We start from the raw sequence: 24,578 nt of genomic DNA on the forward strand, positions 1-24,578 counted from the left end.
CTGTTGCGGCATCCTTCGCAGGACCACCCATTTTTCGCCCCATCGGTCCCTTCTGCAATGAGACCATCGTCCTATCCCGGGCAAGGTATGCTGGCGTCCTGTCCTTCTTCACTTACGAGGAATGCCCGCATGGAACATCCCTTCCGATCGCGCCGCCGCCTGCTGGCGTCGCTGCTTGCCTTGCCCGCAGGAATTGCGCTGCCGCTGGTGGCCGGCGCCCAGGCGCGCGCGGCGCCGCTCCTGACGCGCCCGGTTCCTTCATCGGGCGAAGCGCTGCCGCTGGTTGGCCTGGGCAGCTGGATCACGTTCAATGTCGGCAGGGACCCCGCCGCCCGCGCCGACTGCACCGCCGTGATGCGCGCGTTCTTCGCCGGCGGCGGTAGGCTCATCGATTCGTCGCCGATGTACGGCTCGGCGCAGGACGTGATCGGCGAAGCGCTCGCGCAGATCAAGCCCGCCCGGCCGTTCGCCGCCGACAAGGTGTGGACCGGCTCCGCAGGCGAAGGGCCCGCGCAGCTCGAGGCCTCGCGCCGCCTGTGGCGGGTGGCGCGCTTCGACCTGCTGCAGGTGCATAACCTCCTGGCGTGGGAGGCGCACCTACCCATGCTGCTGCGGATGAAGCGCGAAGGGCGCTTGCGCTACGTCGGCATCACCACCTCCGAGGGACGCCGGCATGGCGAGATCCTGAAGATCATGGCGAGCCAGCCGATCGACTTCGTGCAGGTCTCGTACAACGTGCTCGACCGGGAAGTCGAGCAGCGCATCTTGCCGCTGGCGCGCGAGCGGCGCATTGGCGTCATCGTCAACCGGCCGTTCCGGCAGGGAGACCTGACCCAGGCGCTGGCGGGCAAGCGCCTGCCCGGCTGGGCCGCCGACATCGGCTGCACCAGCTGGGCGCAGGTGCTGCTCAAGTTCATCGTCGCGCACCCGGCGGTGACCTGCGCGATCCCGGCCACGTCGAACGTCGCCCACGTGCGCGAGAACCTGCTGGCCGCGACCGGGCCCTTGCCCGACGACGCGCTGCGCCGCCGCATCGTCCAGGACGTCGAAAGGCTGGCATGAGCGAGTGGTGGACCTATTCGCTGTCGGATTTCCTGATGTTCTCGGCGCGCACCTACTACCGCCAGTTCGAACTGATGAACCACGAGTGGTGGCCCTTGCCGCTGCTGGCGCTGGGCGCCGGCGCGGTGGTCGTCGGCGGCATGGTGCACCGGCGCCTGGCCAGCGCACGGCTCGCGTTCGCGCTGCTGTGTGCGGCCTGGCTGTGGGTCGGCTGGGCTTACCAACTGCAGCGCTATGCCGACATCAACACCGGCGCGCCATACTTCGCCGCAGGGTTCTTCGTGCAGGCCGGCCTGCTGGCCTGGATGGCCTGGAAGGCGCCGGCGCCGCCGGCGCTGCTCACTCCCGCCGTGGGCATGGGATACCCCATTGCGCTGCTCACGCTGGCCGGCTACCCGCTGCTGGCGCCGTTCTACGGCCGCAGCTGGTGGCAGGCCGAGGTCTTCGGCTTCGCGCCCGACCCGACCGCCATGCTCACGCTCGGCGCCTTGCTGTTCTGGCGCGCGCCATGGCCGCTGTGGGTGATTCCGCTGCTGTGGTGTGCCTTGAGCACCGCGACGATGCTCGAGCTGCATGCCATGCGGCCGTGGTGGCCGGCGGCGGGCGCGCTGCTGGCGCTCGGCGCCGTGCTGTGGGGGAAGCTCAGGCGCTGAGCAGGTCGCCCGAGCGGAACGATTCGGTCCCGGCGATTTTGCAGACGTGCATGCCGCGCAGCAGGTGCCGGTGCGCAGTGCTCGCGAACAGCAGGCCGGCGTGCTGCGCCGACAGCGTGCTCACCTGGCCGCTGACGGGGTTGACGATGTCCGCCACCGGCTCGCCCGCTTCCACCAGTTCGCCCAGCCGCTTGTGGAACACCAGCACGCCGGCATGCGGCGCCGCCAGGGGCTCGACGGCGTTGAGCGGCGTCGCGCGGCAGGGCGTTTCGGGCAGCGGCGCCAGGGGGATATCGAGCACGCCGGCTTGCGCCAGGTACTGCAGGATGGCGGCGGCGTCCTGGCGCGCATAGTCGTAGCGCACGTCGTTTTCGCCGCGCAGTTCGACGGTGACGGCGATGCAGGCCGGCGGAATCGGCATGCCTTCGAAGTGGTCGGCCAGGTCCCACCACAGGCGGCTGCAGGCTTCGTCGAAGGCTTCGCCGCCCGAAACCTTGGCCACCAGCAAGACACGCGCGCCGAGCAGGGCCATCAGCGGCTCGACGCTTTCCACCAGCGGCGTGCCGGTGTACATGTGCATCAGCGCTTCGTTATCGCAGTGCAGGTCGAGCACGATGTCGGCGTCGATCGCCATCGTCAGCAGGGTCTTCTTGAGCGTTTCGGCGTCGTCCTTCGGCTCCCAGGTGCCGACCTGGCGGCGCGCCTCGTCGCGGACCAGGGCGACGTTGGCGTCGATGTCGCTGCCGAGCCGGCCCGCGAGCGATGTCTTCAGCGCGTCCGCGACGTGCATGTAGGCGCGGTTGAAGTTGGTGCCGGTCTTCAGGTCGTAGCGCCCGAAGGGCGTGCCGTGGACGACCTGCGACAGGCCGAGCGGATTGGCCGCCGGCACCAGGATGATCTCTCCCTTGATCCGGCCTTCGCCGTCCAGCCGTTCGAACTCCTGGCGCAGGCAGTGCGCCACCAGCATGGCAGGCACTTCGTCGGCATGGACGGCGGCCTGGATGTAGACCTTCTTGCCGCCGTCCTTGTCACGCGGACTGCCGTAGTGGAACGAGCTCAGGTGGGCGGTGGCGACGCTCTCGTCGACGGCGATCGGGTGTTTCATCGAATGCATGGGAAGGCTTCCTGTGCTCGGCAATAGGGAAAGCACGCTTGTAGTAAAGCATAATTATGCGCGATTCCTCCCGCAAGGCCCCGCACGCTGCGATGCTGCTGGCCTGGGCTATAATGACAGCCGTTTTTTCCTCTTACGCCAACTCCCCATGTCCTCTGATACGCCCACCAATGGCCCGGCGCGGCCCATGCTTTACGATCCGACCGAACACCGCATCCGCAGCTTCGTCACGCGGGCCGGCCGGCTGTCGACTGCGCAGGCGCGCGCGCTGGAGGAGCTCGGCCCGAAATACCTGATCGAGTACAAGCGCGAGCAGCTGGACCTGGAGCAAACCTTCGGCCGCAAGGCGCCTGTCGTGCTGGAGATCGGCTTCGGCATGGGCGACACCACCGCGCACATCGCGCGCCTGATGCCGGAAAAGGATTTCATCGGGGTCGAGGTGCACACCCCGGGCGTGGGCAGCCTGCTCAAGCAGATCGGCGAGCAGGGCATCGAGAACCTGCGCCTGGTCCAGCACGACGTCGTCGAAGTGCTGAACCACATGATCGCGGATGGCTCGCTGGCCGGCGTGCACGTGTTCTTCCCGGATCCGTGGCACAAGGCGCGCCACAACAAGCGCCGCCTGATCCAGCCGGCCTTCGTGAAGGTGTTGTGCGACAAGCTGGCGCCGGGCGGCTACCTGCATTGCGCCACCGACTGGGAAGACTACGCGGTGCAGATGCTGGACGTGCTGGGCAACGAACCCCTGCTACAGAACACGGCCGACGGCTATGCGCCGCAACCGGCATACCGTCCGCTGACCAAGTTCGAGAACCGCGGCCTCAAGCTGGGCCACGGCGTCTGGGACCTGGTGTTTACCAAAAAAGTAACCGGGACTGGTGCTGGGTTGTAACGCTTTTCGTAGGGTGGGCGGCTTTGCCGCCCACGCGTTCAAGCAGCCAAGGATTGGCCCTATCGCGTCTGTTCGGACTGAGTTTGAACGGGTCACGCGCCAGGCGGTAGCCAAGCCCGGGCCATCGCAGCCATGTCGAAACCTACATCATCTCGTTGATGATGGCGACAATCTCGTCGCCATACGACACCAGCTTCTTTTCGCCGACCCCGGACACGCCGCGCAGCGCATCGAGCGAGCCGGGTTTGACCTTGGCGATCTCGCGCAGCGTGGCGTCCTGGAACACCACATAGGCCGGCACGCCGTGCTCGCGCGCGGTGCCCATGCGCCAGGTGCGCAGGCGCTCGAAGATCACCTGCTCGGAGCGCGACAGTTCCAGTTCCTCGTAGCTGCCGGCAGCGCGCGACGACGGCCGCTTGGCCTTGACCGGCTTCTGGTACTGGCGCAGCTGCACCTTCTGCTCGCCCTTGAGCACGGGGCGCGCGGCGTCGGTGAGTTTGAGCGAGCTGAAAGCATCGTGGTCCACCGTGACGAAGCCCAGCGCGATCGCCTGGCGCACGATGGCGCGCCATTCCTGTTCGGGGCGGTCGGCGCCGACGCCGTAGACGGTAAGCTTGTCGTGGTGCCACTGGCTGATGCGCTCGGTCTGGGCGCCGCGCAGCACGTCGATCACGTGGCCGGCGGCAAAGCGTTGATCGACCCGGTAAATCGTCGACAGCAGCTTTTGCATCGGCACCGTGCCGTCGACCTGCACCGGCGGGATCAGGCAGGTGTCGCAGTTGCCGCAGGGGCCGGAGCGCTCGCCGAAATAGTCGAGCAGGCGCATGCGCCGGCAGGACAAGGTCTCACACAGCCCCAGCATGGCGTCGAGCTTCATCGACAGCACGCGTTTGAACGTTTCGTCAGCCTCGGATTCGTCGATCATGCGGCGCTGCAACACCACATCCTGCAGGCCATAGGCCATCCAGGCGCTGGCGGGCGCACCGTCGCGGCCGGCGCGGCCGGTCTCCTGGTAATAACCCTCGAGGCTCTTGGGGAGATCGAGGTGGCAGACGTAGCGCACGTCGGGCTTGTCGATGCCCATGCCGAAGGCGATGGTCGCCACCATCGTGATGTTGTCTTCGCGCAGGAAGCGCGACTGGTTCGCCGCGCGCTGGCTGTACTCCATGCCGGCGTGGTAGGGCAGGGCGCGGATGCCGTTCTCGTTCAGGAAGTCGGCGGTCTCCTCGACCTTCTTGCGCGACAGGCAGTAGACGATGCCGGAATCCTGCGGGTGCTCGCTGCTGATGAAATCGAGCAGCTGCTTGCGGCCGGTGGTCTTCTCGACGATGGAATAGCGGATGTTCGGTCGGTCGAACGACGAGACGAACTTGCGCGCATCATCCAGTTGCAGGCGGTGCGCGATCTCCTCGCGGGTCTGCAGGTCGGCGGTGGCGGTGAGGGCGATGCGCGGAATGCCCGGGTAACGCTCGTGCAGGACCGACAGGCGGATGTATTCCGGCCGGAAGTCGTGCCCCCATTGCGAGACGCAGTGCGCCTCGTCGATGGCGAACAGCGAGATCGGCGAGGCGTCGAACAGCTCGAGGCAGCGCTGGGTCAGCAGGCGCTCGGGCGCCACGTAGACCAGGTCGATCTCGCCGCTGCGCACCAGGCGCTCGATGCGCAGGGTTTCCTCGAAGGTTTGCGTGGAGTTGAGGAAGGCGGCGCGCACGCCGACTTCTTCGAGCGCATCGACCTGGTCCTGCATCAGCGCGATAAGCGGCGAGACGACCACGCCCACGCCGTCGCGCAGCAGCGCCGGGATCTGGTAGCACAGCGACTTGCCGCCGCCGGTGGGCATCAGGACGAGTGCGTCGCCGCCGCTGGCCACGTGCTCGACGATGTCGGCCTGCTGCCCGCGGAACGCCGGATAGCCGAAAACCGTCTCGAGGACGTGGAGGGCGCGCGCGCCGATATCGGATGTCATGCTTTTGCTTGCTTAATGTACTTGCTGATTGATTGCGTACTTGCTGATTGATTGCTTATTCGGCCCAGACGACCAGGTTGAAGTGCGCGGTCACCAGTACGAGGATACCGAATACGATACGGTACCAGGCGAAGATCGTGAAGTCGTGCGTGCTGATGTAGCGCAGGATCCAGCGCACGCAGAGGAAGGCCGCGATAAAGGCCGAAAAGAAGCCCAGGCCGAACAGCGGCAGGTCGGCCGCCGACAGCAGATCGCGCTCCTTGTAGACCGAATACACCGTGGCGCCCAGCATGGTTGGCATGGCGAGGAAGAACGAAAATTCGGTGGCCGCCTTGCGCGACAGGCCGAACAGCATGCCGCCAATGATGGTCGAGCCGGAACGGCTGGTGCCTGGGATCAGGGCGAACGACTGGGCCAGGCCGACCTTCAGCGCGTCGAGTGCGCTCATGTCGTCGACGGTCTCCACGCGCGCCTGCACCGCGCGCACGCGGTTGCGGCGCTCTACGTACAGGATCAGCAGGCCGCCGACCACCAGGGCAATGGCCACCGGCACCGGATGGAAAAGCAGTTCGGTGATCGCCGAGCTGAACAGCAGGCCGGCGACGGCGGCCGGCATGAAGGCGATCACGACATTGCGTGCGAAGCGCTGCTGGACCGGGTCGCTCCCGAGTCCCGTGAGCACGCGGGCGACGCGCTCGCGGTATTCCCAGACCACCGCCAGCATGGCGCCGGCCTGGATCACGATCTTGAAGACGACCGACTTGGGACCGGTGAAGTCGAGCAGGCTGCCCATGAGGATCAGGTGGCCGGTGGAGGAAATCGGAAGGAACTCGGTGAAGCCTTCGACCAGGCCCATGATGATCGCCTTGATGGCGAGAAGAATGTCCATGTAGGGGTAACAGTAAGCGTAAGGTGAGATCGGCCGGGTGCGGTGGTGACGGGATGTTCCGTGGAGGTGCGGCGGGGTCGAAGCTTATCATGATCACAACAAGTGGGGTCGCACCGGCTATGTCTGGTGCAAGATTGTACCGCGCCGGGGTTGCCGCAGGGTCAGCTCAAGAACATGCGCTTGAAATTCTCGCGTGCGCCACCGGCATCAACGCGTGCTACACTAAATCGCATGAGTATTCCTGACTCAACCGCATGAGCATCTTTGTTGTCCTGATCCTTGCTGCGCTCGCCTGGGCAGCGTTTCACGGTTGGCAAAGCCCAACCTCCTTGCGTTACCGGCCCTGCCAGGGCCGGGCCTGGCGCAGCACTTTTCCTACCGCTTCGCGGAAGGATATCCGCGATTTTCTGTCCGTCTTCGTGTCATCTTTTTCCTTCCGCGACAGCGAGCGGCTGCATTTCCGTCCCGACGACGAAGTGCTCGGCATTTACCGCGCGGTGAATCCGACGCGCTGGCTGCCCGACGCGCAGGAACTGGAAGCACTGGCGAAGGCGCTGCGCGAGCGCTACGGCCTGAAGCTCGACGACATCTGGCACGAAGGGCTGACGCTGGGCGGCTTGTTCCAGCGCGTGCAGCAGGCGCGCGGCAAGGCCCAGGCCGTTTAAGGTCCGCATACGGGCAGCAGGGGAGCGCGCGCCGTCGTCGTGAAAAGAAAGAGGCAGGCTTGCTGGCGGCGCATGCCGGACAACGACGCGCGCCAGGATGACAGCCAAGCGGTCGCTCAGCCGCGCACCTGGCGCCCGCCAAACCGCGTTCAGGCGCGTTTACGGCGCAGCATGATCCCCATCATGCCCAGGCCGAGCAGGGCCATCGTTGCCGGTTCCGGGACCGCGGCGGCATCCTCCGTGCGCAGTTCCGCGTTGTCGATGGCCAGCGCATTGAACTCGCTGAAGTCGAACCAGCCATAGCGGTTGCCGCCTACGGTGGCGATCGCGGCCCCGCTCAGTGTCCAGGAGTTGATCAGCGTTTCCGACGCATCGAGGATGCGCATGTCGACCGCGAGCGTGCCGCCGTTGTCGTAAAAGTGGTGCTGGAAGGTATACCAGCCGCTGGCCGAGATGGCGATCGGGCCGCGGTCCGGGTTTTTCGCGTATGCGCTGCCGGGCTGGCTGTTGTTGCTGGCGCTGAAGACGAAGCGGTTCGTGCCCGCGCCAGGACCGCTTGCGTCGTTGTAGAACCCGCCGTTGAAGACAAAATCCTGCTGGTGGAAACCAGTGGCGCGATTGATGGCCGAAGAGAAATCGAAGCGTGTGTTGTTGGCCCACCCGCCCCCGACATTCAGATAGATGTCGAGGGACGTGGAATACTCCTGGAATGTTGTCGGCACGCCGTTACCTGCGCCGTAGTTGTAGCCGCCCCAGGTTGTGAAGCTGCCGGAGACCGCAGTCGCATGGAATGCGCCGTCGCTCGAGGCGATCCCGCCTGTCCCGGAGGGGACCCTGGTCACGCCGGTCCAGCCGGCAGTGTCCGTTTCGAAGCCATTGTAGTAGAGCTGGCCCGCCGTGGCGGATCCGCCGAACAGCATGCCTCCTGCCAGCACGGCCGGAACCATCATCTTCGAGAATGTCCGGGCAAGCCCGCATTTCGTTGAAGTCATTTTGTCTCCCTTGGTCTCTGATTTTTCCGTGACTAGGAACACCGTCGCCACGGCAACGGAAGGCCAAGCATGAATCGGGCCACGCAGCCTGTCACTGGAGAACATGGAAGAAGCGTTGCATGGGTGTAAGAAAGTCCGACAGGGCTTGCCGAAACGGCAGAGTCAGGGCGCGGTCGCGCGTTCCAGCGCATCCAGCCAGCGAATCGCCTGCTCGCGGCTGCTCCCGCACATCTCGCTCGATGGCTGCAATCCGCCGCAAAACGCGGGGCGCTCGGGCCGGCCGAAGATGCGACAGCGCTGGTTTTCGTCCAGCTGCACGCAGCGCACGCCGGCCGGCTTGCCGTTTGGCATGCCGGGAATCGGGCTGGTGATCGAGGGCGCGGTGCAGCAGGCGCCGCAGTTGTCTCTGCACTGCATGGCGGTAACAGGGAACGGAAAGAGGAGGGCGGGAGTATACCGCCGCACAGCCCGAAGCGGGCGCGTCGCCCGCGGTTTTCCTGCTACGTTGTATTCATTGCGCACCCACAGCAGGAGATCCCATGTCCAGTCCCCTCAAACCCCTGAACCGCCAGGTCGTGGTAATCACCGGCGCGTCGAGCGGCATCGGCCTGGCCACTGCGCAGGAAGCGGGCAAGCAGGGCGCGAAGCTCGTGCTGGCCGCGCGCGGGGCCGACGTGCTCGAGGCGGTCGTCGAGGGGCTGGTCGACAATGGATTCGACGCGATTGCCGTCGTGGCCGACGTGTCGCGGCGCGCCGACGTTGAGCGCATCGCCCAGGTCGCGGTCGAGCGCTACGGCCGCATCGATACCTGGATCAATAATGCCGGCGGCACCATCTACGGGCGCCTCGACCAGGTGTGCGAGGAAGACAGCCGGCGCCTGTTCGACATCAATTTCTGGGGCATGGTGCACGGCTCGCTGGTCGCGCTGCCGCACCTGAGGCGCCAGGGCGGCGCCCTGATCAACCTCGGCAGCGAGGCATCCGAGGTGGCGATCCCGATGCAGGGGATGTATTCGGCCAGCAAGCATGCGGTGAAAGGCTTCACCGATGCGCTGCGCATCGAAGTTGAGCAGGTCGACGGCGATCCGGTGTCGATCACGCTGATCGAGCCAACCGCCGTCGACACGCCGCTGCCCCAGCATGCACGCAACTACATGGACCGGGAACCGAAGCTGCCTGCGCCCCAGGTCGATCCGCACGAGGTGGCAGCGGCCATCCTGCATGCCGCCGTGGTGCCAATGCGCACCATGCGGGTCGGCGTCATGGCCGAGCTCGACGTGCTGGTGGAGAAAATCGCGCCCGGCCTGGCCGATCGTTTGGCGGTGTTCCAGGTGCCGCGCCAGCAGCAGGACATCCCGCCGCGCAACCCCGACGGCGCGCTCTACGCATCGCGCGCCAACGGGCGTATTTACGGCCCCTCATGAGCTAACGGAATGGCGTAAATACCTGTTTATATTGACAGTTTCGGAACGCAAGGATTGCTTGACTGCCTTGCAAGCCCCGTCTATATTCTGTGGTTCTTCAGTTGGTTTCTAGGCGGAAACATGGAATGTCCACTCGACAGCAAGCCGCGGTGGGAGCGCCGGAAGGATGCCCGTCCCCAGGAGCTCCTTGCTGCCGCCATTGACCTGTTCGTCGAGCGCGGCTTCGCCGCTACCCGCCTGGAAGACGTGGCGCGCCGCGCCGGTGTCTCCAAGGGGACGCTTTACCTGTACTACACCAACAAGGAAGAACTGTTCAAGGCCGTGGTGCGCGAAAGCATCTTTCCCTTCCTCGGCAAGGCCGAGCTGTCGGTCGCCGAATTCGAGGGCCACAGCGCCGACCTGCTGCGCGACGTGGTCATGAACTGGTCGCGCCAGATCGGCCAGAGCAAGGCCTCCGGCCTGGGCAAGCTGATGCTCGCGGAAGCCGTGAATTTCCCGGAACTGGCGAAGTTTTACCGCGATGAAGTCATGCGCCGCACTGTGCAAATGATTTCGAGCATACTCGAGCGCGGCGTCAGCCGGGGCGACTTCCGCAATGTCGATATCCCGCGGATGACCCAGGTGCTGATCGCTCCCATGATGATGCTCAACGTGTGGCGGCACTCGGCCGTGGCGCCCTGCGACTGCAGCGAGCTCCAGCCCCAGGCCTTTCTCGAGAACCTGCTCGACCTCACCTTACACGGCCTGCTTCCTCGGGAGAGCGCCTGACAAAGCCCATCGCTGCGTTGCATCGTCTTGCCGTACTAGCGTACTGTCTTCGCCGATGCGCCTTGCCATGGGCTTCGTCAGACGCTCTCCAGCCTGAGTTGCCGTTTGCGCCATTGCACCCTTATTTTGGCGTTCAACCCCTCCAAACTGCAGACTGTCGCAATTTCCCCCGGACTCAGCCAGCCCATCGCTAAGATGTGCGTCCTGAGGCCGTTCAACGATAAAATATCGGATTATTTATTTTTCCACTGAGAACGCAGATGAATATCGAACAAGCCCGCTTCAACATGATCGAACAGCAGATCCGCCCATGGAACGTGCTCGACCAGGACGTTCTGGACCTGCTGCACATCGTCAAGCGCGAAGGGTTCGTGCCGTCCGCATACGAGAACCTGGCGTTCGCGGACGTCGAGATCCCGCTGCCGGGTGGCGAAGCGATGTTCAACCCGAAGGTCGAAGCGCGCATCGTGCAGGAACTGGCAGTCAAGAAGCATGAGAACGTCCTCGAAATCGGCACCGGTTCGGGCTACATGGCGGCACTGCTGGCGCACAAGGCGCGCCACGTGACCACCGTCGAGATCCGGCCGGAAGCCGCGAAGCTGGCGCAGGAAAACCTGGCCCGCGCCGGCGTCACCAACGTGACGGTCGAAGAGGGCAATGGCGCGAGCGGATGGGACAAGGGCGCGCCCTACGACGTGATCCTGGTGTCGGGCGGCCTGCCGGTGCTGCCGGACGCGCTGATCCAGCAGGTGAAGGTGGGCGGCCGCCTGGGCGTGATCCTGGGCGATGCGCCGGCGATGAGCTTCAACGTCATCACCCGTACCTCGGAAACCGGCTACGACACGGTCAAGATCTTCGAGACCAATGTCAAGCCGCTGACCGGTGCGCTGACGCCGTCGCGCTTCCAGTTCTGAGGCCGCGATGCAGCACATGACCGCACCCGAGCTGGCGGCCCGGCTTGCAGACCCGGCAGCCGAGCAGCCGCTGTTGCTGGACGTGCGCGAGAACTGGGAATTCGCCACCTGCCACATCGCAGGCTCGACCCAGATCCCGATGCACCTGGTGCCGATCCGCGCAGGCGAACTCCCGGATGACCGGGAAATCGTGTGCATCTGCCACCACGGGGCACGCAGCATGCAGGTGGCTGCCTTCCTCGAACGGAACGGGTTTGACAAGGTAATAAATTTGACGGGCGGGGTACACGCCTGGGCCGTACAGGTCGATCCTTCGATGCCGAAGTACTGACTTGCGAAGTAATACTCGTCCTTAACTTTTGATGACTCCTGTGGAGAATGTAATGCAGAAACCCCTGCGCAAATCCTTTCTAGCCATGCTGGTTGCCGGCGCGGTCTTTTCGCTGAACGCCGGCGCGGCCGACCTGCTCCAGGTGTACCAGCAGGCGCTCGCCAACGATGCGACTTACGCAAGTGCGCGCGCGTCGGCGGCTGCCGGCCGGGAGCGGATTCCGCAGGGGCGTGCAGGACTTCTCCCGGTGGTTGGCATCACCGGCAGCCATGTCAGGAACGAACGCGACGATTCGCCCTGGAACGAGGGAGCGGTCATCGGCACCGATCCTGCCACCGGCGCCCCGATTCGCGTGCTGGGAGGCGGCTCGACCCTGACCACGACCTCCTACACCATCGCCCTGACCCAGCCGCTGTTCCGCTGGGATCGCTGGGAAACCTACCAGCAGAGCAAGCTGCAGCAATCCGTCTCCGAGGCGCAGTTCGCCCAGGCCCAGCAAGACCTGATCACCCGCGTGGCGCAAGCCTACTTCGACGTGCTGGCGGCCCAGGACAAGCTGGAATCGACCCGCGCCCAGAAGACCGCGGTGACCGAGCAGCTGGCATCGGCCAAGCGCAACTTCGAGGTCGGCACCCAGACCATCACCGACACCCACGAAGCGCAGGCGGCCTATGACCTGGTGATCGCCCAGGAATTCGCGGCGGTGAACGACCTCGACAACAAGCGCAACACGCTGCAATCCATCATCGGCGCCGCGCCAAGCAGCCTGGCGCCGCTGAAACCCGGCATCACGCTGACGGCGCCGGCCCCGGCCAATCCCGATCCGTGGGTGTCGTCGGCCGAAGCCCAGAACTATGGCGTCACCGTGTCGCAACTGCAGGTGGAACTGGCCAGGCGCGAGATCTCGAAAACCCGCGCCGGCCATTATCCGACCCTCGACCTCGTGGCCAGCTCCCAGCGCACCGACATTCACGGCCGCCTGAACGGTTCCGGGCTCGGTACCAACAAGGGCATCGGCGTGCAGTTCACGGTGCCGATCTTCAACGGCTTCGGCGTCACCAGCCGCGTGCGCGAAACCATCGCGCTCGAAGACAAGGCGCGCAACGACCTCGAGGCGACCCGCCGCCAGGCCGCCTTGCAGGCGCGCCAGGCCTTCCTCGGCGTGAACAGCGGCATGGCCCAGGTCAAGGCGCTGGAAGCGGCGGAAGTGTCGAGCCAGTCGGCGCTGGAATCGAACAAGCTCGGTTACCAGGTGGGCGTGCGCATCAACATCGACGTGCTGAACGCGCAGCGCCAGCTGTACCAGACCCGCACCGACCTGTCGCGCGCCCGTTACGACACCATCCTGAACGGCCTGCGCCTGAAGGCGGCTGCCGGCTCGCTGAAAGAGGCGGATCTGGCGGCGGTGAACAACCTGCTGCAGCCGTAAGCAGCCCAAAGCCGCGCAGGCCCGGCCTGCGGCGTCGAAATGTGAAAAAGCCCGAACCTTGCTGGTTCGGGCTTTTTGCTTTTTATCACCCGCTAAGTCATTGATTTCAAGAATAAATAGTTGGCGCACGACAAGTCGCGCCCAGGCGGGTTTTTTTGCAAAACTGATAAACTGACAACGGTAAGCACTTCCCCTATGGCTGAGTCGGCAGAGTCCGCCTCCCTTGTTGCCGTCGGTGCGGGAGTCAGAAATTCTCATCATCCCCCTAAGGAAAAACAACATGCAAAAGAACATCGCGATTGTCGGCGCCGGTTTTTCCGGGGCCGTCATTGCCAACCAGCTCGCCAAGGCGGGCTACACCGTCGAGATCTTCGAATCGCGTCCGCACATCGCGGGTAACTGCCATTCGGAGCGTGACGCCGAAACCGGCGTCATGGTGCACGTCTACGGTCCGCACATCTTCCACACCGATATCGAGCGCGTCTGGGAATTCGTCAACGGCTACAGCCGCTTCATGCCCTATGTGAACCGCGTCAAGGCGATCACCAACAATAGCGTGTACACGCTGCCGATCAACCTGTTGACCATCAACCAGTTCTTCGGCAAGACCTTCCGCCCTGCCGAGGCCCAGGAATTCCTGGCGTCGCTGGGCGACAAGTCGATCGAGAACCCGGTGACGTTCGAGGACCAGGCGCTGCGCTTCGTCGGCAAGGAGCTGTATGAGGCCTTCTTCAAGACCTATACCGTCAAGCAGTGGGGCATGCAGCCGACCGAACTGCCGGCCAGCATCCTCAAGCGCCTGCCGGTGCGCTTCAACTACGACGACAACTACTTCGCCCACAAGTACCAGGGCATGCCGGAAAACGGCTACACCGAACTGGTCGAGAAGATCATGGACGTGCCGGGCATCACCCTGCACTTGAACACCAAATTCGATCCTGCCAACAAGGGCGATTACGCGCACGTGTTCTACAGCGGCCCGATCGACGCCTGGTTCAAGCATTCCGAAGGCCGCCTGCCGTACCGTACGCTCGACTTCGAAGTGTTCCGCGATACCGGCGACTACCAGGGCAATGCCGTCATCAACTATTGCGACAATGCCCAACCCTACACCCGCATCACCGAGCACAAGCACTTCTCGCCTTGGGAAAAGCACGAGAAGACCTTGATGTACAAGGAATTCAGCCGCCAGTGCGAAGAGAATGACATTCCCTACTACCCGATCCGCCAGGCGCGCGACAAGGAGCAGCTCGAGCGCTACGTGAACGTGGCGCGCGAAGAGCCGAACGTGACGTTTGTCGGCCGCCTCGGCACCTACCGCTACCTGGACATGGACGTGACCATCAACGAGGCGCTGGCCACGGCAGACAAGTTCCTCGAAAGCGCCAAGAGCAATGCGCGCATGCCGGCCTTCGTGATCGATCCGCTGGCGTAATCTGTATTCGATCGGCCAGGACCGAAAAAGAACGGCGCCCGATCGGGCGCCGTCGCTAATGCGTCAATGCGCGCTTATGCCTTGCGGCGGCGGCGCATGAGGCCCAGCGCGCCGAGGCCGAGCAGTGCCAGCGAACCAGGTTCTGGAACGTCGCTTCCGGGAGGCTGTGCGAGCACGCTGTAGCTCCAGGACTGGCCCAAGCCCGATGAGTTGAAGGTGAATGTGCCATTCAACACGCTGCCTTCTGCGATCTGGGTGCCGGTCAGTGCCACATTGCCGATGTGCTGGTAGCCGAGTACGCCCTCGCCGCGGTTGACATCGCGGGCTTCAAGATTGGTCCAGGTAGCGCCGGTGACGGTAATCTCGAAACCGGAAGGGAAGTAGTAGTCGGTATACGAGCTCCAGTTCCAGGTGCCGACGCCGCCACCGAGACTCGAGCCATTCCACAAGAAGTGCGAGCCGCCGCCGACGAGGGTGCCGCCGTCGCCGGCGAGTTCGCCATTGCCCGTCGAGGTGTGGAATCCGGTATTGGTTTTCTCGAAGCCGCTGTATTGCCAGGTATTGGTGGCCGCCGTATACGAAATCGTCGCGGCGGAAGCGCCCATCGTGGCGGCACCGAGTGCCAGGGCCAGCGCTGCATTCAACATCAATTTGTTCATCTTCAGGGTCCTTGTTGGCTTGATTATTATTTATTCAGCCAGGCCGAATTTGCCTGTGCCGAGCGTCTCGCTAGTCCGTACCAGAACTGAGCAAGGAGCATGCCAACAAAAAGAGTTCCTGCAACTTCAAGGACTTGCGATTAAGAAAAACAAATTGACTTGCGGAATGTAAATATTCTCGACAAGCCTTATGCGCTCAGCCCGGCGCCAGCCGCATTGTCCTTGCGCTCGATGAGTTCGACCTTGTAGCCATCCGGATCGGTGATGAAGGCGATCACGGTGGTGCCGCCCTTGACCGGGCCCGGCTCGCGCGTGATGTTGCCGCCTGCGGCGCGCACGCCCTCGCAGGTGGCGTGGATGTCGTCGGCCGAGATGGCGATGTGGCCGTAGGCCGTGCCCATGTCGTAGCTGTCGACGCCGTAGTTGTAGGTGAGCTCGAGTTCGGCGTGGTCCGGGTTGCTGCCGTAGCCGAGGAAGGCGAGCTTGTACTTGTACTCGGGGTTGTCGCTGGTGCGCAGCAGTTTCATGCCGAGCACGGTGGTGTAGAAGTCGATGGAGCGCTGCAGGTCGCCGACGCGGAGCATGGTGTGGAGGATGCGCATGGGGGTGTCTTTCAGGTGGAACGGAAAGCGGCCATTTTATGCGTTGGGCGCGGATCTTGCAGAGCAGGGTCTGCGCGGCTGTGCATGGGCTGGTTGAACGCGTGGGCGGCGCAAAAGGCGCTGGCGGCTCGCACTGCCGGGCGGAGCCGCCCACCCTACGGATAGCGGACGCTCACCGTTTCCGGTGACATCCATGCGCGCTTAGTTTTCCAGCCGGGAGCTCATCGTGATGGTGGCGTTGAGCAGCTTCGACACCGGGCAGTTTTCCTTGGCCGTGTTGGCTGCCTTGTCGAAGGCTTCCTGGCTGGCGCCCGGGATCTTCGCCACCAGGTCGAGGTGCACCGCGGTGATCGAGAAGCCGCCTTCGACCTTTTCCATCGACACGGTGGCGGTGGTGCGCAGCTCCTCCGCGGTCATGCCGGCCTGGCCGAGCTGGCCCGACAGCGCCATCGTGAAGCAGCCGGCGTGGGCGGCGCCGATCAGTTCCTCGGGGTTGGTGCCGGGACCGTCTTCGAAGCGGGTGTTGAAGCCGTACTGGGCTTCCTTGAGCACGCCGCTCGCGGTCGAGACCGCACCCTTGCCGTCCTTCAGGCCGCCGCTCCAGACGGCGCTGCCATTGCGTTTGATGGTCATCTTTTTCCTCTCAAAGGTTGTTCTTGTCGGATTTGTCGTTGGTGGTGTCGTGCCGGCGCATCGATTGATTCGCGTCCGGCTGCGGCTTGGCCTGGCCGGTCGCCCCTGCCGCCGGATCGATGGCGTTTTCGAGACCGTCCGGGTTGGTGCCGTAGCAATCGGTGTTCTGCAGGCCCTGCGCCATGTCCGAGGCGGCTTGCTTCATGACGCCGCGCGGCGCCTGGTCTTGCGCGTCAGGGGTCTCGTCGCGCTCGTGCGGCTGGCGCTTGACGCCATCGTTTTCGATCGGCGCCTTCGTGTTGACGAAGCGGTCTTTGGTTTCGGTAACCATGTTGATCCTCCTTGTATTCCAGTTAAACATCATCCTAGCCGGGGCCTGCTGAAGCAGTCGCGCAATTGGAACCGTGACAATGCGAGATGCTTTTTTGCAACCAACCCGATAACATGGCGGCTTCGACCACATCGCCGGACCCACCGTGACCACCGAAGCCCTCGCAAGCCACCAGCACTTCGATACGTGCAAGAACTGCGGCACCGCTACCCGCGGCAACTATTGCCACCAATGCGGCCAGGCGGCCCACGTGCACGTGCCCAGCGCGCGCGAATTCCTGCACGAGTTCCTCGGTCACTATGTCGCGCTGGAAGGCAAGCTGTGGAAGTCGCTGGCGCTGCTGCTGTTCAAGCCGGGCTTCCTCAGCCGCGAATACATCGAGGGCCGGCGCGTGCGCTACCTCGAGCCGCTGCGCCTGTACCTGAGCTTCAGCATCCTGTTCTTTGCACTGGTCAAGTTCAGCGGGGTCGAGCTGTTCGAACCGGATGCCGTCGCCGCGCCCCCGGCGCACAGCGCCCCGGCGCCCGAACGCAAGGGCAATACCGAGCTTGGCGTGGTCACGGCTGGGCAGAGCGAGACCTTCGACGAATTCAGGCTGCGCATGGTCAAATGGGCCGCCGCGCTCGATCCGGTATTCGGCAGCAAGCTCGACCGCTTCACCAGCCAGCCGGTCGCTGTGCAGCAGGACGCCATCAAGCGTGCCTTCTTCGGCTACGCGCCGTATGCGATCTTCGCGCTCATGCCGGTGTTCGCCGGCTACCTCAAGCTGCTTTACCTCGGTAGCGGACGCCGCTATGGCGAGCATTTCCTGTTCGCGCTGCACACCAACGCCTTCGCTTTCTTCATGCTCGGCGTGCTGGTCCTGCTGCCGAAGGACTGGGATTTCATCCGCTTCCTGCTGAACGTGTGGCTGGCCTTCTATCTGCCGACCGCCATGCGCCGGGTGTATGGCGGCGGACGCATGGCAACCGGGCTGCGCTGGCTGGTGCTGATGACACTCCATCTGCTGAGCATCGTCCTGGCGATCGTGCTGGCGGTGGGACAGGCCCTGTTAGCCTAAAACTTGCGGGCTGATGCTCGCCGCCCTTATACTGTTTATTTGTACAGTTATCGGCGCGCGCCCATGGGCCTCCGTATAGCAGCCGCAGGGATAATCGGTTAATCTCCCAAGTCCTAACCCAACCGCTCCAGACCATGTCAGTGTCGCCCGAAAAGCAACAAATCATCGCGCTCGTGGTGCGGCAGAACACCCCCGGCATCGAAGCGCCGGCCCGGCAGCTCACGGAGTTCCTGGCCGGGGAAGGCTACCGCGTGGTGTTCGAGACCGATACCGCAGCGCATTTTGCCACCCTCGGCATCGACGGCATCGACGCCATGAGCGTGGCCGAGATCGGCGAGCAGGCCAGCTACGCGGTGGTCATGGGCGGCGACGGCACCATGCTCGGCATCGCGCGCCAGCTCGCCCCATACGACATTCCGCTCATCGGCATCAACTCCGGCCGCCTGGGCTTCATCACCGACATTCCGCTCGAGCGCATGGTGCCGGCGCTGCACGAGATCCTGCAGGGCCAGGGCCAGATCGAGGAACGCACGCTGCTGGAAGCGCGCGTGGTGCGCGACGGCGACGAGATCTTCTGCGCGCTCGCCTTCAACGACGTGGTGGTGGCGCGCGGCACCGGCGCAGGCATGGTCGAGCTCAAACTCATCGTGGACGGCGAGTTCATGTACAACCAGCGCGCCGATGGCCTGATCGTCTCGACGCCCACCGGCTCGACCGCCTATGCCTTGTCGGCCGGCGGCCCGCTGCTGCATCCGCGCGTGCAGGGCATCATCCTGGTGCCGATCGCGCCGCATGCGCTGTCGAACCGGCCGATCGTGGTGCCCGAGTCGAGCGAGATCGTGGTGGAGCTGGTGGCGGGGCGCGACATCAGCGTGAATTTCGACATGCAGACCTTCACCAGCCTGCAGCTGGGCGACCGCATCGTCATCTCGCGTTCGCCGCACACGATCACCTTCCTGCATCCACGCGGCTGGAGCTACTACCACACGCTGCGCGAAAAGCTGCACTGGAACGAATACCCGACCAACGAAGGCAAGCTCACCTGAGCCGCCGCCGTGGATACGCAAAACAGGAGACCCGATTTTTCATGCTGCGCACACTTACCATCCGTGACTTCGTCATTGTCGACACGATCGAACTCGAGTTCTCGAACGGCTTCACGGTGTTCACCGGCGAGACCGGCGCCGGCAAGTCGATCCTGATCGACGCGCTGCAACTGGCGCTGGGCGGGCGCGGCGACGCAAGCATGGTGCGCGAAGGGACGGCCAAGGCCGACATCACGGCCGATTTCGCGGTGACCGATGCCGCTGCCGCCTGGCTGGCGCAGAATGAATTCAGCGTCGAGGAGGGCGGGGCGCTGCTGCGCCGCGTGATCGACAACGCCGGCCGCTCCAAGGCCTACATCAACGGCATCAGCGCCACCGCGGCGCAGCTGCGCGAACTGGGCGAGATGCTGGTCGACATCCACGGCCAGCACGCCCACCAGTCGCTGCTCAAGAGCGACGCCCAGCGCGCGCTGCTCGACAACCAGATCGCCGTGCGCGACGCTGCCGCCCTCGAGGAAGTGCAGGCCGTGGCGCTCGCCTACAAGGCGTGGAAGGCCCTGGTGCGCCAGCGCGAGGAATTCGAGAACGATGCGCGCAACGTGCTGCTTGAACGCGAGCGCCTGGAGTGGCAGGTGAGCGAGCTGGACAAGCTGGCGCCGAAAGCCGGCGAATGGGGCGAGATCAGCAACGAGCACAGCCGCCTGTCGCATGCGGCCAGCCTGCTCGAAGGCGCGCAAGAGGCGCTGCAAGCCATCTCCGAGGCCGATCACCCGATCCTGTCGCAGCTTTCGTCGCTCAATACCAAGCTGGGCAAGCTGGTGAGTGTCGACGGCGAACTGCAGTCCGTGCTCGACTGCATGGAGCCGGCCCGCATCCAGCTGCAGGAAGCGGTCTACGCGCTGAACAACTACATCGACAAGGTCGAACTCGATCCTGGCCGCCTGCGCGAAGTCGACGCACGCATGGAAGCGCTGCACAGCGCCGCGCGCAAATACCACGTCACACCGGAAGAACTGCACGAGGAGCACGCGGCGCTCGCCGCCCGCCTGCGCCAGCTGGCCGATGCCAGCGACCTCGACGGCTTGCGCAAGCAGGAAGAGAAAGCCAGGACGGCTTACATGAAAGTGGCCGAACGCCTGTCGAAGCGGCGCGCGGAGGCGGCCGTGGAGCTGGGCAAGGGTGTCACGGCGGCGATGCAGGAACTGAGCATGAGCGGCGGCAGCTTTGCCGTGGCCCTGAATCCCGGCGAGCCGGGCGCGCACGGGCTGGAGCAGGTCGAATTCCTGGTGGCCGGCCATACCGGGGTCGCACCGCGGCCGCTGGCCAAGGTGGCCTCGGGTGGCGAACTGGCGCGCATCTCGCTGGCCATCGCCGTGATCACCGCGCACGCCACCACCACCCCGACCCTGATCTTCGACGAGGTCGACACCGGCATCGGCGGCGGCGTGGCCGAGGTGGTGGGCCGCCTGCTCAAGCGCCTCGGCCACCAGCGCCAGGTACTGTGCGTGACCCACCTGCCGCAGGTGGCCAGCCAGGCCAACCAGCACTTCCAGGTGGCCAAGGGCGCAACCAGCGAGGGCCGCACGGTGTCGCGCATCGACGTGCTCGACACGCGGGCGCGGGTGGAGGAAGTGGCGCGCATGCTGGGCGGGATCGAGATTACCGAGACGACGCGCAAGCATGCGCGGGAGCTGTTGGCGTCCTGAGGCCGTCAGCGGGCAAAGTGCAATTCGGTGCTCCTAGCGCGCAGGCACAACCCGCAGGACCATGTTCTGCGAGGTCGTGGCCAGGCCGCCATCGGCCAGCACCGTGATGCCGCGCGGCGTGTTCAGGCTGCCCGGCAAGGGCCCGAGCACGACGTTCTGGGTGCCGGCCGCGCCGGCGACGGTGCTGACCTGGCCAGAGGGTGCGATGCGGCGGACGGTGCCGTTGCCGGTGTCGGCCACGAACAGCGTGCCTGCGCCATCGATCGTCAGCGCGGCCTGGCGGCAGAAGCGGGCGTTCGTTCCCTGGCCGTCGGCGCTGCCGCATTGTCCGGCGGCCCCGGCGATGGTGCGCACCTCGCCCGAGGGCGAGATCCGGCGGATGGTCGAGTTGGCGGTATCGGCCACGTACAGGTTGCCGTCGTAGTCGACCCGAATGTCCTGCGGTTCGCAGAAGCGCGCCTGCGCGCCGCGTCCGTCCGCGCTGCCGCAGGCGCCAGCCACGCCGGCGACGGTGGTGACGTTGTTGGCGCGGTCGATGCGGCGAATCGTGTGGTTCATCGTGTCGGCGACGTAGAGGTTGCCCTTGCGGTCGAGCGTGATGCCCTGCGGCTTGCAGAAGCGCGCGTTGCCGGCGTTGCCGTCCACGCTGCCGCATTCGCCGGCGCGGCCGGCGAGGGTGGTGACGGCGCCGCTGGCCCTGACTTCCCGGATCGTCGAGTTGCCGGTGTCGGTCACGTACAGGTTGTTGTCGATGTCGATCTCGAGCCGGGTCGGTGCGTTGAATCGGGCGGCGCCTCCGGCACCGTCGGCGCTGCCGGGCGTCCCGGCCTTGCCGGCGAGCGTGACGGCAACGCCCTGCTGCGACACCTTGCGGATGGTGGCGCTCCCCCGTTCCGCTATGTAGAGGTTGCCGTCGGCGCCGAGCACGACGCCTTCGGGCGCGTCGAAGCGTGCGGCGGAGCCGGAGCCGTCGAGCGAGCCGCCGCAGTTCGGACACAGGCCGCCGGCGATCAGGAAGATGCCCGGGTCGCCGCGCGGCTTGTCGGGATGGTGGTGCTCGTCGTCATAATCGACGTAGCTGAATCCGAGCGCGACCCCGCCGCCGCAGCCGGCCAGCACGACCGACAGCAAGAGCGCGCCGAGACGCAGCGCGGGATCGCGCCACATGCGGGAAAGAATGGTGATGGCCATGGCATCTCCTGGGGCTTCGTGACCGCATCGAGGCTAATTGATGGGATCACGACGGACTTGACGGCGATCAAGCGTGCGCTGGTGCTGACGCGCGCAAGCTACCGTCCTGCTTCTTCCGCCATTCTGTGGCAAAGTGATAAACGTTCCGCCTCCGGCGGACCTGTCCAACCAACACAGAAGGGAGTTCGAATGAGCATCGAAAAAGTGCTGTACCGCGCCCAGGCCACCTCGCAAGGCGGCCGTGAAGGGACCTCGAAAAGTTCCGACAACGTACTTGACCTGAAGCTGAGCACCCCGAAAGAACTCGGCGGTGGTGGCGGTTCCGGCACCAATCCGGAGCAACTGTTTGCGGCCGGCTATTCGGCCTGCTTCCTCGGCGCCCTGAAGTTCGTGGCGGGCAAGGAGGGCGTGTCGCTGCCGCAAGACCTGACCGTCAGCGGCGACGTCGGCATCGGCCAGATCCCGACCGGCTTCGGCATCGAGGTCGACCTCACCATCAAGGCGCCCGGCATGGACCAGGCCCAGCTGAAAGACCTGGTCGACAAGGCCCACGTGGTCTGCCCGTACTCGAACGCCACCCGCAACAACATCGACGTGCGCCTGCATACGAGCACGGGTAGCTGAATCAGTAACTGAACCGCTGTTGTTTGGCGTACACACGCCAGGCAAGGGGACGCCACTTATAATAGCGGGCGTCCCTTCAACTACCTTCGCTCATGCCCTTCAGACGAGAACCGCCTTTCCCGCACGGCACCGTGCCTTCCAGCGCCATCGTGCTGGTCAACCTCGGCACGCCGGACGAGCCCACCCGCAAGGCCGTGCGCCGCTACCTGAAGCAGTTCCTGTCCGATCCGCGCGTGGTGGAGATCCCGGCCAGGGTCTGGTGGTTCATCCTGAACCTGGTCATCCTGCCGTTCCGCTCCGGGAAGTCGGCCGCAAAATACCGCACCATCTGGACCAAGGAGGGCTCGCCGCTGAAGGTGCATACCCAGAAGCAGGCGAATTTGCTGGAAAAGGCGCTGGTCGAGCGCGGCCACGAGGGTGTGAAGGTGGCGATGGCGATGCGCTACGGCTCGCCCTCGCTGCCCGAGGTACTGGACCAGCTGCAGGAGCAGCACTGCCAGCGCATCGTGGTGCTGCCGGCCTATCCCCAGTATTCCGGCACCACGACCGCCTCGGTCTGGGATGCCGTGTACGCCCACTACGCACGGGTGCGCAACGTGCCCGAGCTGCGCCTGGTGCGCCATTATCATGATCATGAAGGCTACATCGAGGCGCTGCGCGAGCAGGTCGAATCCTACTGGGAAACGCATGGCCGCGGCCAGAAGCTGGTGATGAGCTTCCACGGCACGCCCAAGCGCACCCTGATGCTGGGCGACCCGTATTTCTGCGAATGCCAGAAGACCGCGCGCCTGCTGGCCGTCGCGCTGGGCATGGGCGCCGATGAATACATCGTCACCTTCCAGTCGCGCTTCGGCAAGGCCGAGTGGCTGCAGCCGTACACCGCCCCCACCGTGCAGGAACTGGCGCGCCAGGGGCTGGAGCGCATCGACGTGATCTGCCCCGGTTTTACCAGCGACTGCCTGGAAACCCTGGAAGAGATCAATATGGAAGTGCGGCACGACTTCGAGGCCGCTGGCGGCAAGGAATACCACTATATTCCCTGCCTGAACGAATCGCCGGTCTGGATCACCGGCCTGGCCGAGATCGCCGAACAGCACCTGATCGGCTGGCCGACCATCCTCACCCCGGCGCAGCGGGCGGCGCGCAAGCGCGATGCGCTGGTCGGCGCGCAGCATGCGGCCCAGTTGGGCGCCTGAAGCTGGTTTTATCCAACTGTTAAAATAGGCGTTTACCCGTCAGTGCCATGGCGCCGCGGCGATACCGGCGTGGCTTAGCCATGCCAGCACCGCGAGGGTGTACAGCACGATGGCGCCACTGATCAGCCGGAGTCTCATGATTCCTTATCCCTGGTATGCGCGGCTGCTTGCCGCAAGCTTGTCGAGAAGATTAAAACTTTTCAGCGGGAAATGATTCAGGGAAACCGTAAATCTTGTAACAAATGATTTCCACTTTTTCATGGGCTGTCCTGGAAATGCCCCTTGAAAATGTAGGACATCGCCCCATGTAGGGCCCTGTGTGTCAGGCAGGACACGTTACCAATTCAGCCAAGTCCTTGATTCTAGGAGTTTTTTCGATGCAAGACCAAGAAAACCAAGAGCTGTCCAAGCAGGGCAACGACGCAGCGCCGCAGGCCGATACCGCCGCAGCCGCCGCTACCGAAGCCGCGCAGGCCAGCGCCGGTCAGGCAGGCGTTCCGCCAGCCCCTGCCGACATGTCGGACCAATCGCACCAGTCGCACCTGGAAGCCCAGCTGAGCGCTACCGAAGCCAAGCTGGCCGAGATGCACGACGCCTTCATGCGCGCGAAAGCCGACGCGGAAAACATCCGCCGCCGCGCCCAGGAAGACGTGACCAAAGCGCATAAATTCGCCATCGAAAGCTTCGCCGAGGCCATGGTGCCGGTGCGCGACAGCCTGGAAATGGCGCTGAAGGTCGAAACGCAAACCGTCGAAGCCATCCGCGAGGGTGTCGAAATGACGCTCAAGCAGCTGAGCGCCGCTTTTGAAAAGAACCGCCTGGTGGAAGTCATGCCGGCGGTGGGCGAGAAGCTCGACCCGAACAAGCACCAGGCCGTGGCCGTGGTGCCATCCGAGCAAGAGGCCAATACCGTGGTCACCGTGCTGCAAAAGGGATACATGATCGCCGACCGCCTGCTGCGTCCGGCCATCGTGACGGCCGCAGCGCCGAAATAAG

26 protein-coding genes are annotated in these 24,578 nt (G+C 64.7%); 16 read left to right on the plus strand and 10 right to left on the minus strand.

What is annotated here, in order from left to right:
* The first annotated feature begins 129 nt into the window (after positions 1 to 129).
* Both AC56LU_RS04140 and AC56LU_RS04145 read left to right on the plus strand, forming a co-directional pair.
* Complete coding sequence (locus tag AC56LU_RS04140) at positions 130 to 1,062, plus strand: aldo/keto reductase (protein ID WP_497174335.1); 933 nt, start codon at positions 130 to 132, stop codon at positions 1,060 to 1,062.
* Positions 1,059 to 1,715, plus strand: coding sequence for a DUF6064 family protein (locus AC56LU_RS04145; RefSeq protein WP_497174336.1), 657 nt, complete (start codon positions 1,059 to 1,061; stop codon positions 1,713 to 1,715). The genes AC56LU_RS04140 and AC56LU_RS04145 overlap by 4 nt, the downstream gene beginning before the upstream one ends.
* On the opposite strand, the gene AC56LU_RS04150 is transcribed toward AC56LU_RS04145, so the two are convergent.
* Complete coding sequence (locus tag AC56LU_RS04150; RefSeq protein WP_497174337.1) at positions 1,705 to 2,829, minus strand: succinylglutamate desuccinylase/aspartoacylase family protein; 1,125 nt, start codon at positions 2,827 to 2,829, stop codon at positions 1,705 to 1,707. The two genes, AC56LU_RS04145 and AC56LU_RS04150, sit on opposite strands and share 11 nt — an antisense overlap.
* A gap of 187 nt (positions 2,830 to 3,016) precedes the next feature.
* On the opposite strand from AC56LU_RS04150, the gene trmB reads away from it, so the two are divergent.
* The gene (gene trmB, locus AC56LU_RS04155) at positions 3,017 to 3,721 is read left to right on the plus strand and encodes a tRNA (guanosine(46)-N7)-methyltransferase TrmB (protein ID WP_497174338.1); all 705 of its coding nucleotides are present in this window, start codon (positions 3,017 to 3,019) and stop codon (positions 3,719 to 3,721) included.
* Positions 3,722 to 3,863: 142 nt separating this feature from the next.
* Here trmB and recQ read toward each other — a convergent pair whose 3' ends face one another.
* A complete protein-coding gene (gene recQ / locus AC56LU_RS04160) occupies positions 3,864 to 5,687 on the minus strand; it encodes a DNA helicase RecQ (protein ID WP_497174339.1) in 1,824 nt (607 codons plus the stop codon).
* A 55-nt stretch (positions 5,688 to 5,742) separates the two neighbouring features.
* Positions 5,743 to 6,576: an undecaprenyl-diphosphate phosphatase gene (locus tag AC56LU_RS04165; protein ID WP_497174340.1), complete on the minus strand. Its 834-nt coding sequence runs from the start codon at positions 6,574 to 6,576 to the stop codon at positions 5,743 to 5,745.
* Positions 6,577 to 6,830: 254 nt separating this feature from the next.
* Here AC56LU_RS04165 and AC56LU_RS04170 point away from each other — a divergent pair, with 254 nt between their 5' ends.
* The gene (locus tag AC56LU_RS04170; RefSeq protein ID WP_497174341.1) at positions 6,831 to 7,241 is read left to right on the plus strand and encodes a hypothetical protein; all 411 of its coding nucleotides are present in this window, start codon (positions 6,831 to 6,833) and stop codon (positions 7,239 to 7,241) included.
* Between the two features lie 149 nt (positions 7,242 to 7,390).
* Here AC56LU_RS04170 and AC56LU_RS04175 read toward each other — a convergent pair whose 3' ends face one another.
* Together AC56LU_RS04175 and AC56LU_RS04180 are read right to left on the minus strand one after the other, a co-directional pair.
* Positions 7,391 to 8,338, minus strand: coding sequence for a PEP-CTERM sorting domain-containing protein (locus AC56LU_RS04175; RefSeq protein WP_497174342.1), 948 nt, complete (start codon positions 8,336 to 8,338; stop codon positions 7,391 to 7,393).
* A 57-nt stretch (positions 8,339 to 8,395) separates the two neighbouring features.
* A complete protein-coding gene (locus AC56LU_RS04180) occupies positions 8,396 to 8,650 on the minus strand; it encodes a YkgJ family cysteine cluster protein (protein ID WP_497174343.1) in 255 nt (84 codons plus the stop codon).
* A 122-nt stretch (positions 8,651 to 8,772) separates the two neighbouring features.
* On the opposite strand from AC56LU_RS04180, the gene AC56LU_RS04185 reads away from it, so the two are divergent.
* The 6 genes from AC56LU_RS04185 to glf all read left to right on the plus strand — a co-directional run bounded on the left by AC56LU_RS04185 (position 8,773) and on the right by glf (position 14,534).
* Positions 8,773 to 9,657: an SDR family oxidoreductase gene (locus AC56LU_RS04185; protein WP_497174344.1), complete on the plus strand. Its 885-nt coding sequence runs from the start codon at positions 8,773 to 8,775 to the stop codon at positions 9,655 to 9,657.
* Between the two features lie 120 nt (positions 9,658 to 9,777).
* Entirely contained in the window at positions 9,778 to 10,425 is a 648-nt protein-coding gene (locus tag AC56LU_RS04190) for a TetR/AcrR family transcriptional regulator (protein WP_497174345.1), read from the plus strand.
* 260 nt (positions 10,426 to 10,685) lie between these two features.
* On the plus strand, positions 10,686 to 11,339 hold the full coding sequence (locus tag AC56LU_RS04195) for a protein-L-isoaspartate O-methyltransferase family protein (protein WP_497174346.1): 654 nt from the start codon (positions 10,686 to 10,688) through the stop codon (positions 11,337 to 11,339).
* A gap of 7 nt (positions 11,340 to 11,346) precedes the next feature.
* Positions 11,347 to 11,670 (plus strand): rhodanese-like domain-containing protein, encoded by a 324-nt coding sequence (locus tag AC56LU_RS04200; protein ID WP_497174347.1) that lies wholly within the window; start codon positions 11,347 to 11,349, stop codon positions 11,668 to 11,670.
* Between the two features lie 52 nt (positions 11,671 to 11,722).
* On the plus strand, positions 11,723 to 13,099 hold the full coding sequence (locus tag AC56LU_RS04205) for a TolC family outer membrane protein (RefSeq protein ID WP_497174348.1): 1,377 nt from the start codon (positions 11,723 to 11,725) through the stop codon (positions 13,097 to 13,099).
* 280 nt (positions 13,100 to 13,379) lie between these two features.
* Positions 13,380 to 14,534, plus strand: coding sequence for a UDP-galactopyranose mutase (glf, locus tag AC56LU_RS04210; RefSeq protein ID WP_497174349.1), 1,155 nt, complete (start codon positions 13,380 to 13,382; stop codon positions 14,532 to 14,534).
* Positions 14,535 to 14,608: 74 nt separating this feature from the next.
* On the opposite strand, the gene AC56LU_RS04215 is transcribed toward glf, so the two are convergent.
* The 4 genes from AC56LU_RS04215 to AC56LU_RS04230 form a co-directional block, all read right to left on the minus strand.
* Positions 14,609 to 15,193 carry a PEP-CTERM sorting domain-containing protein gene (locus AC56LU_RS04215; RefSeq protein ID WP_497174350.1) on the minus strand — a complete coding sequence of 195 codons (585 nt, stop codon included), beginning with the start codon at positions 15,191 to 15,193 and terminating at the stop codon, positions 14,609 to 14,611.
* A 188-nt stretch (positions 15,194 to 15,381) separates the two neighbouring features.
* Entirely contained in the window at positions 15,382 to 15,795 is a 414-nt protein-coding gene (gloA, locus tag AC56LU_RS04220) for a lactoylglutathione lyase (protein WP_497174351.1), read from the minus strand.
* Positions 15,796 to 15,996: 201 nt separating this feature from the next.
* Positions 15,997 to 16,428, minus strand: a complete 432-nt coding sequence (locus AC56LU_RS04225; protein ID WP_497174352.1) for an OsmC family protein — start codon at positions 16,426 to 16,428, stop codon at positions 15,997 to 15,999.
* Between the two features lie 10 nt (positions 16,429 to 16,438).
* Positions 16,439 to 16,759, minus strand: coding sequence for a hypothetical protein (locus AC56LU_RS04230; RefSeq protein WP_497174353.1), 321 nt, complete (start codon positions 16,757 to 16,759; stop codon positions 16,439 to 16,441).
* Positions 16,760 to 16,904: 145 nt separating this feature from the next.
* Here AC56LU_RS04230 and AC56LU_RS04235 point away from each other — a divergent pair, with 145 nt between their 5' ends.
* From AC56LU_RS04235 to recN, 3 genes are all read left to right on the plus strand, one after another.
* The gene (locus tag AC56LU_RS04235; protein WP_497174354.1) at positions 16,905 to 17,819 is read left to right on the plus strand and encodes a DUF3667 domain-containing protein; all 915 of its coding nucleotides are present in this window, start codon (positions 16,905 to 16,907) and stop codon (positions 17,817 to 17,819) included.
* 134 nt (positions 17,820 to 17,953) lie between these two features.
* Positions 17,954 to 18,865, plus strand: a complete 912-nt coding sequence (locus AC56LU_RS04240) for an NAD kinase (protein ID WP_497174355.1) — start codon at positions 17,954 to 17,956, stop codon at positions 18,863 to 18,865.
* Between the two features lie 41 nt (positions 18,866 to 18,906).
* Positions 18,907 to 20,571, plus strand: a complete 1,665-nt coding sequence (recN, locus tag AC56LU_RS04245; protein ID WP_497174356.1) for a DNA repair protein RecN — start codon at positions 18,907 to 18,909, stop codon at positions 20,569 to 20,571.
* A gap of 33 nt (positions 20,572 to 20,604) precedes the next feature.
* Here the strand turns inward: recN and AC56LU_RS04250 are convergent, their stop codons facing one another.
* The gene (locus AC56LU_RS04250; RefSeq protein WP_497174357.1) at positions 20,605 to 21,762 is read right to left on the minus strand and encodes an NHL domain-containing protein; all 1,158 of its coding nucleotides are present in this window, start codon (positions 21,760 to 21,762) and stop codon (positions 20,605 to 20,607) included.
* A 189-nt stretch (positions 21,763 to 21,951) separates the two neighbouring features.
* Between AC56LU_RS04250 and AC56LU_RS04255 the strand changes: the two genes are divergently transcribed.
* The 3 genes from AC56LU_RS04255 to grpE all read left to right on the plus strand — a co-directional run bounded on the left by AC56LU_RS04255 (position 21,952) and on the right by grpE (position 24,577).
* Positions 21,952 to 22,386: an organic hydroperoxide resistance protein gene (locus AC56LU_RS04255; protein ID WP_497174358.1), complete on the plus strand. Its 435-nt coding sequence runs from the start codon at positions 21,952 to 21,954 to the stop codon at positions 22,384 to 22,386.
* 92 nt (positions 22,387 to 22,478) lie between these two features.
* Positions 22,479 to 23,582, plus strand: coding sequence for a ferrochelatase (hemH, locus tag AC56LU_RS04260; RefSeq protein WP_497174359.1), 1,104 nt, complete (start codon positions 22,479 to 22,481; stop codon positions 23,580 to 23,582).
* A gap of 377 nt (positions 23,583 to 23,959) precedes the next feature.
* Entirely contained in the window at positions 23,960 to 24,577 is a 618-nt protein-coding gene (gene grpE, locus AC56LU_RS04265; protein WP_497174360.1) for a nucleotide exchange factor GrpE, read from the plus strand.
* The last annotated feature ends 1 nt before the right edge of the window (position 24,578 follow it).

The sequence above is a fragment of the Telluria sp. PB2R4 genome, from assembly GCF_059685695.1.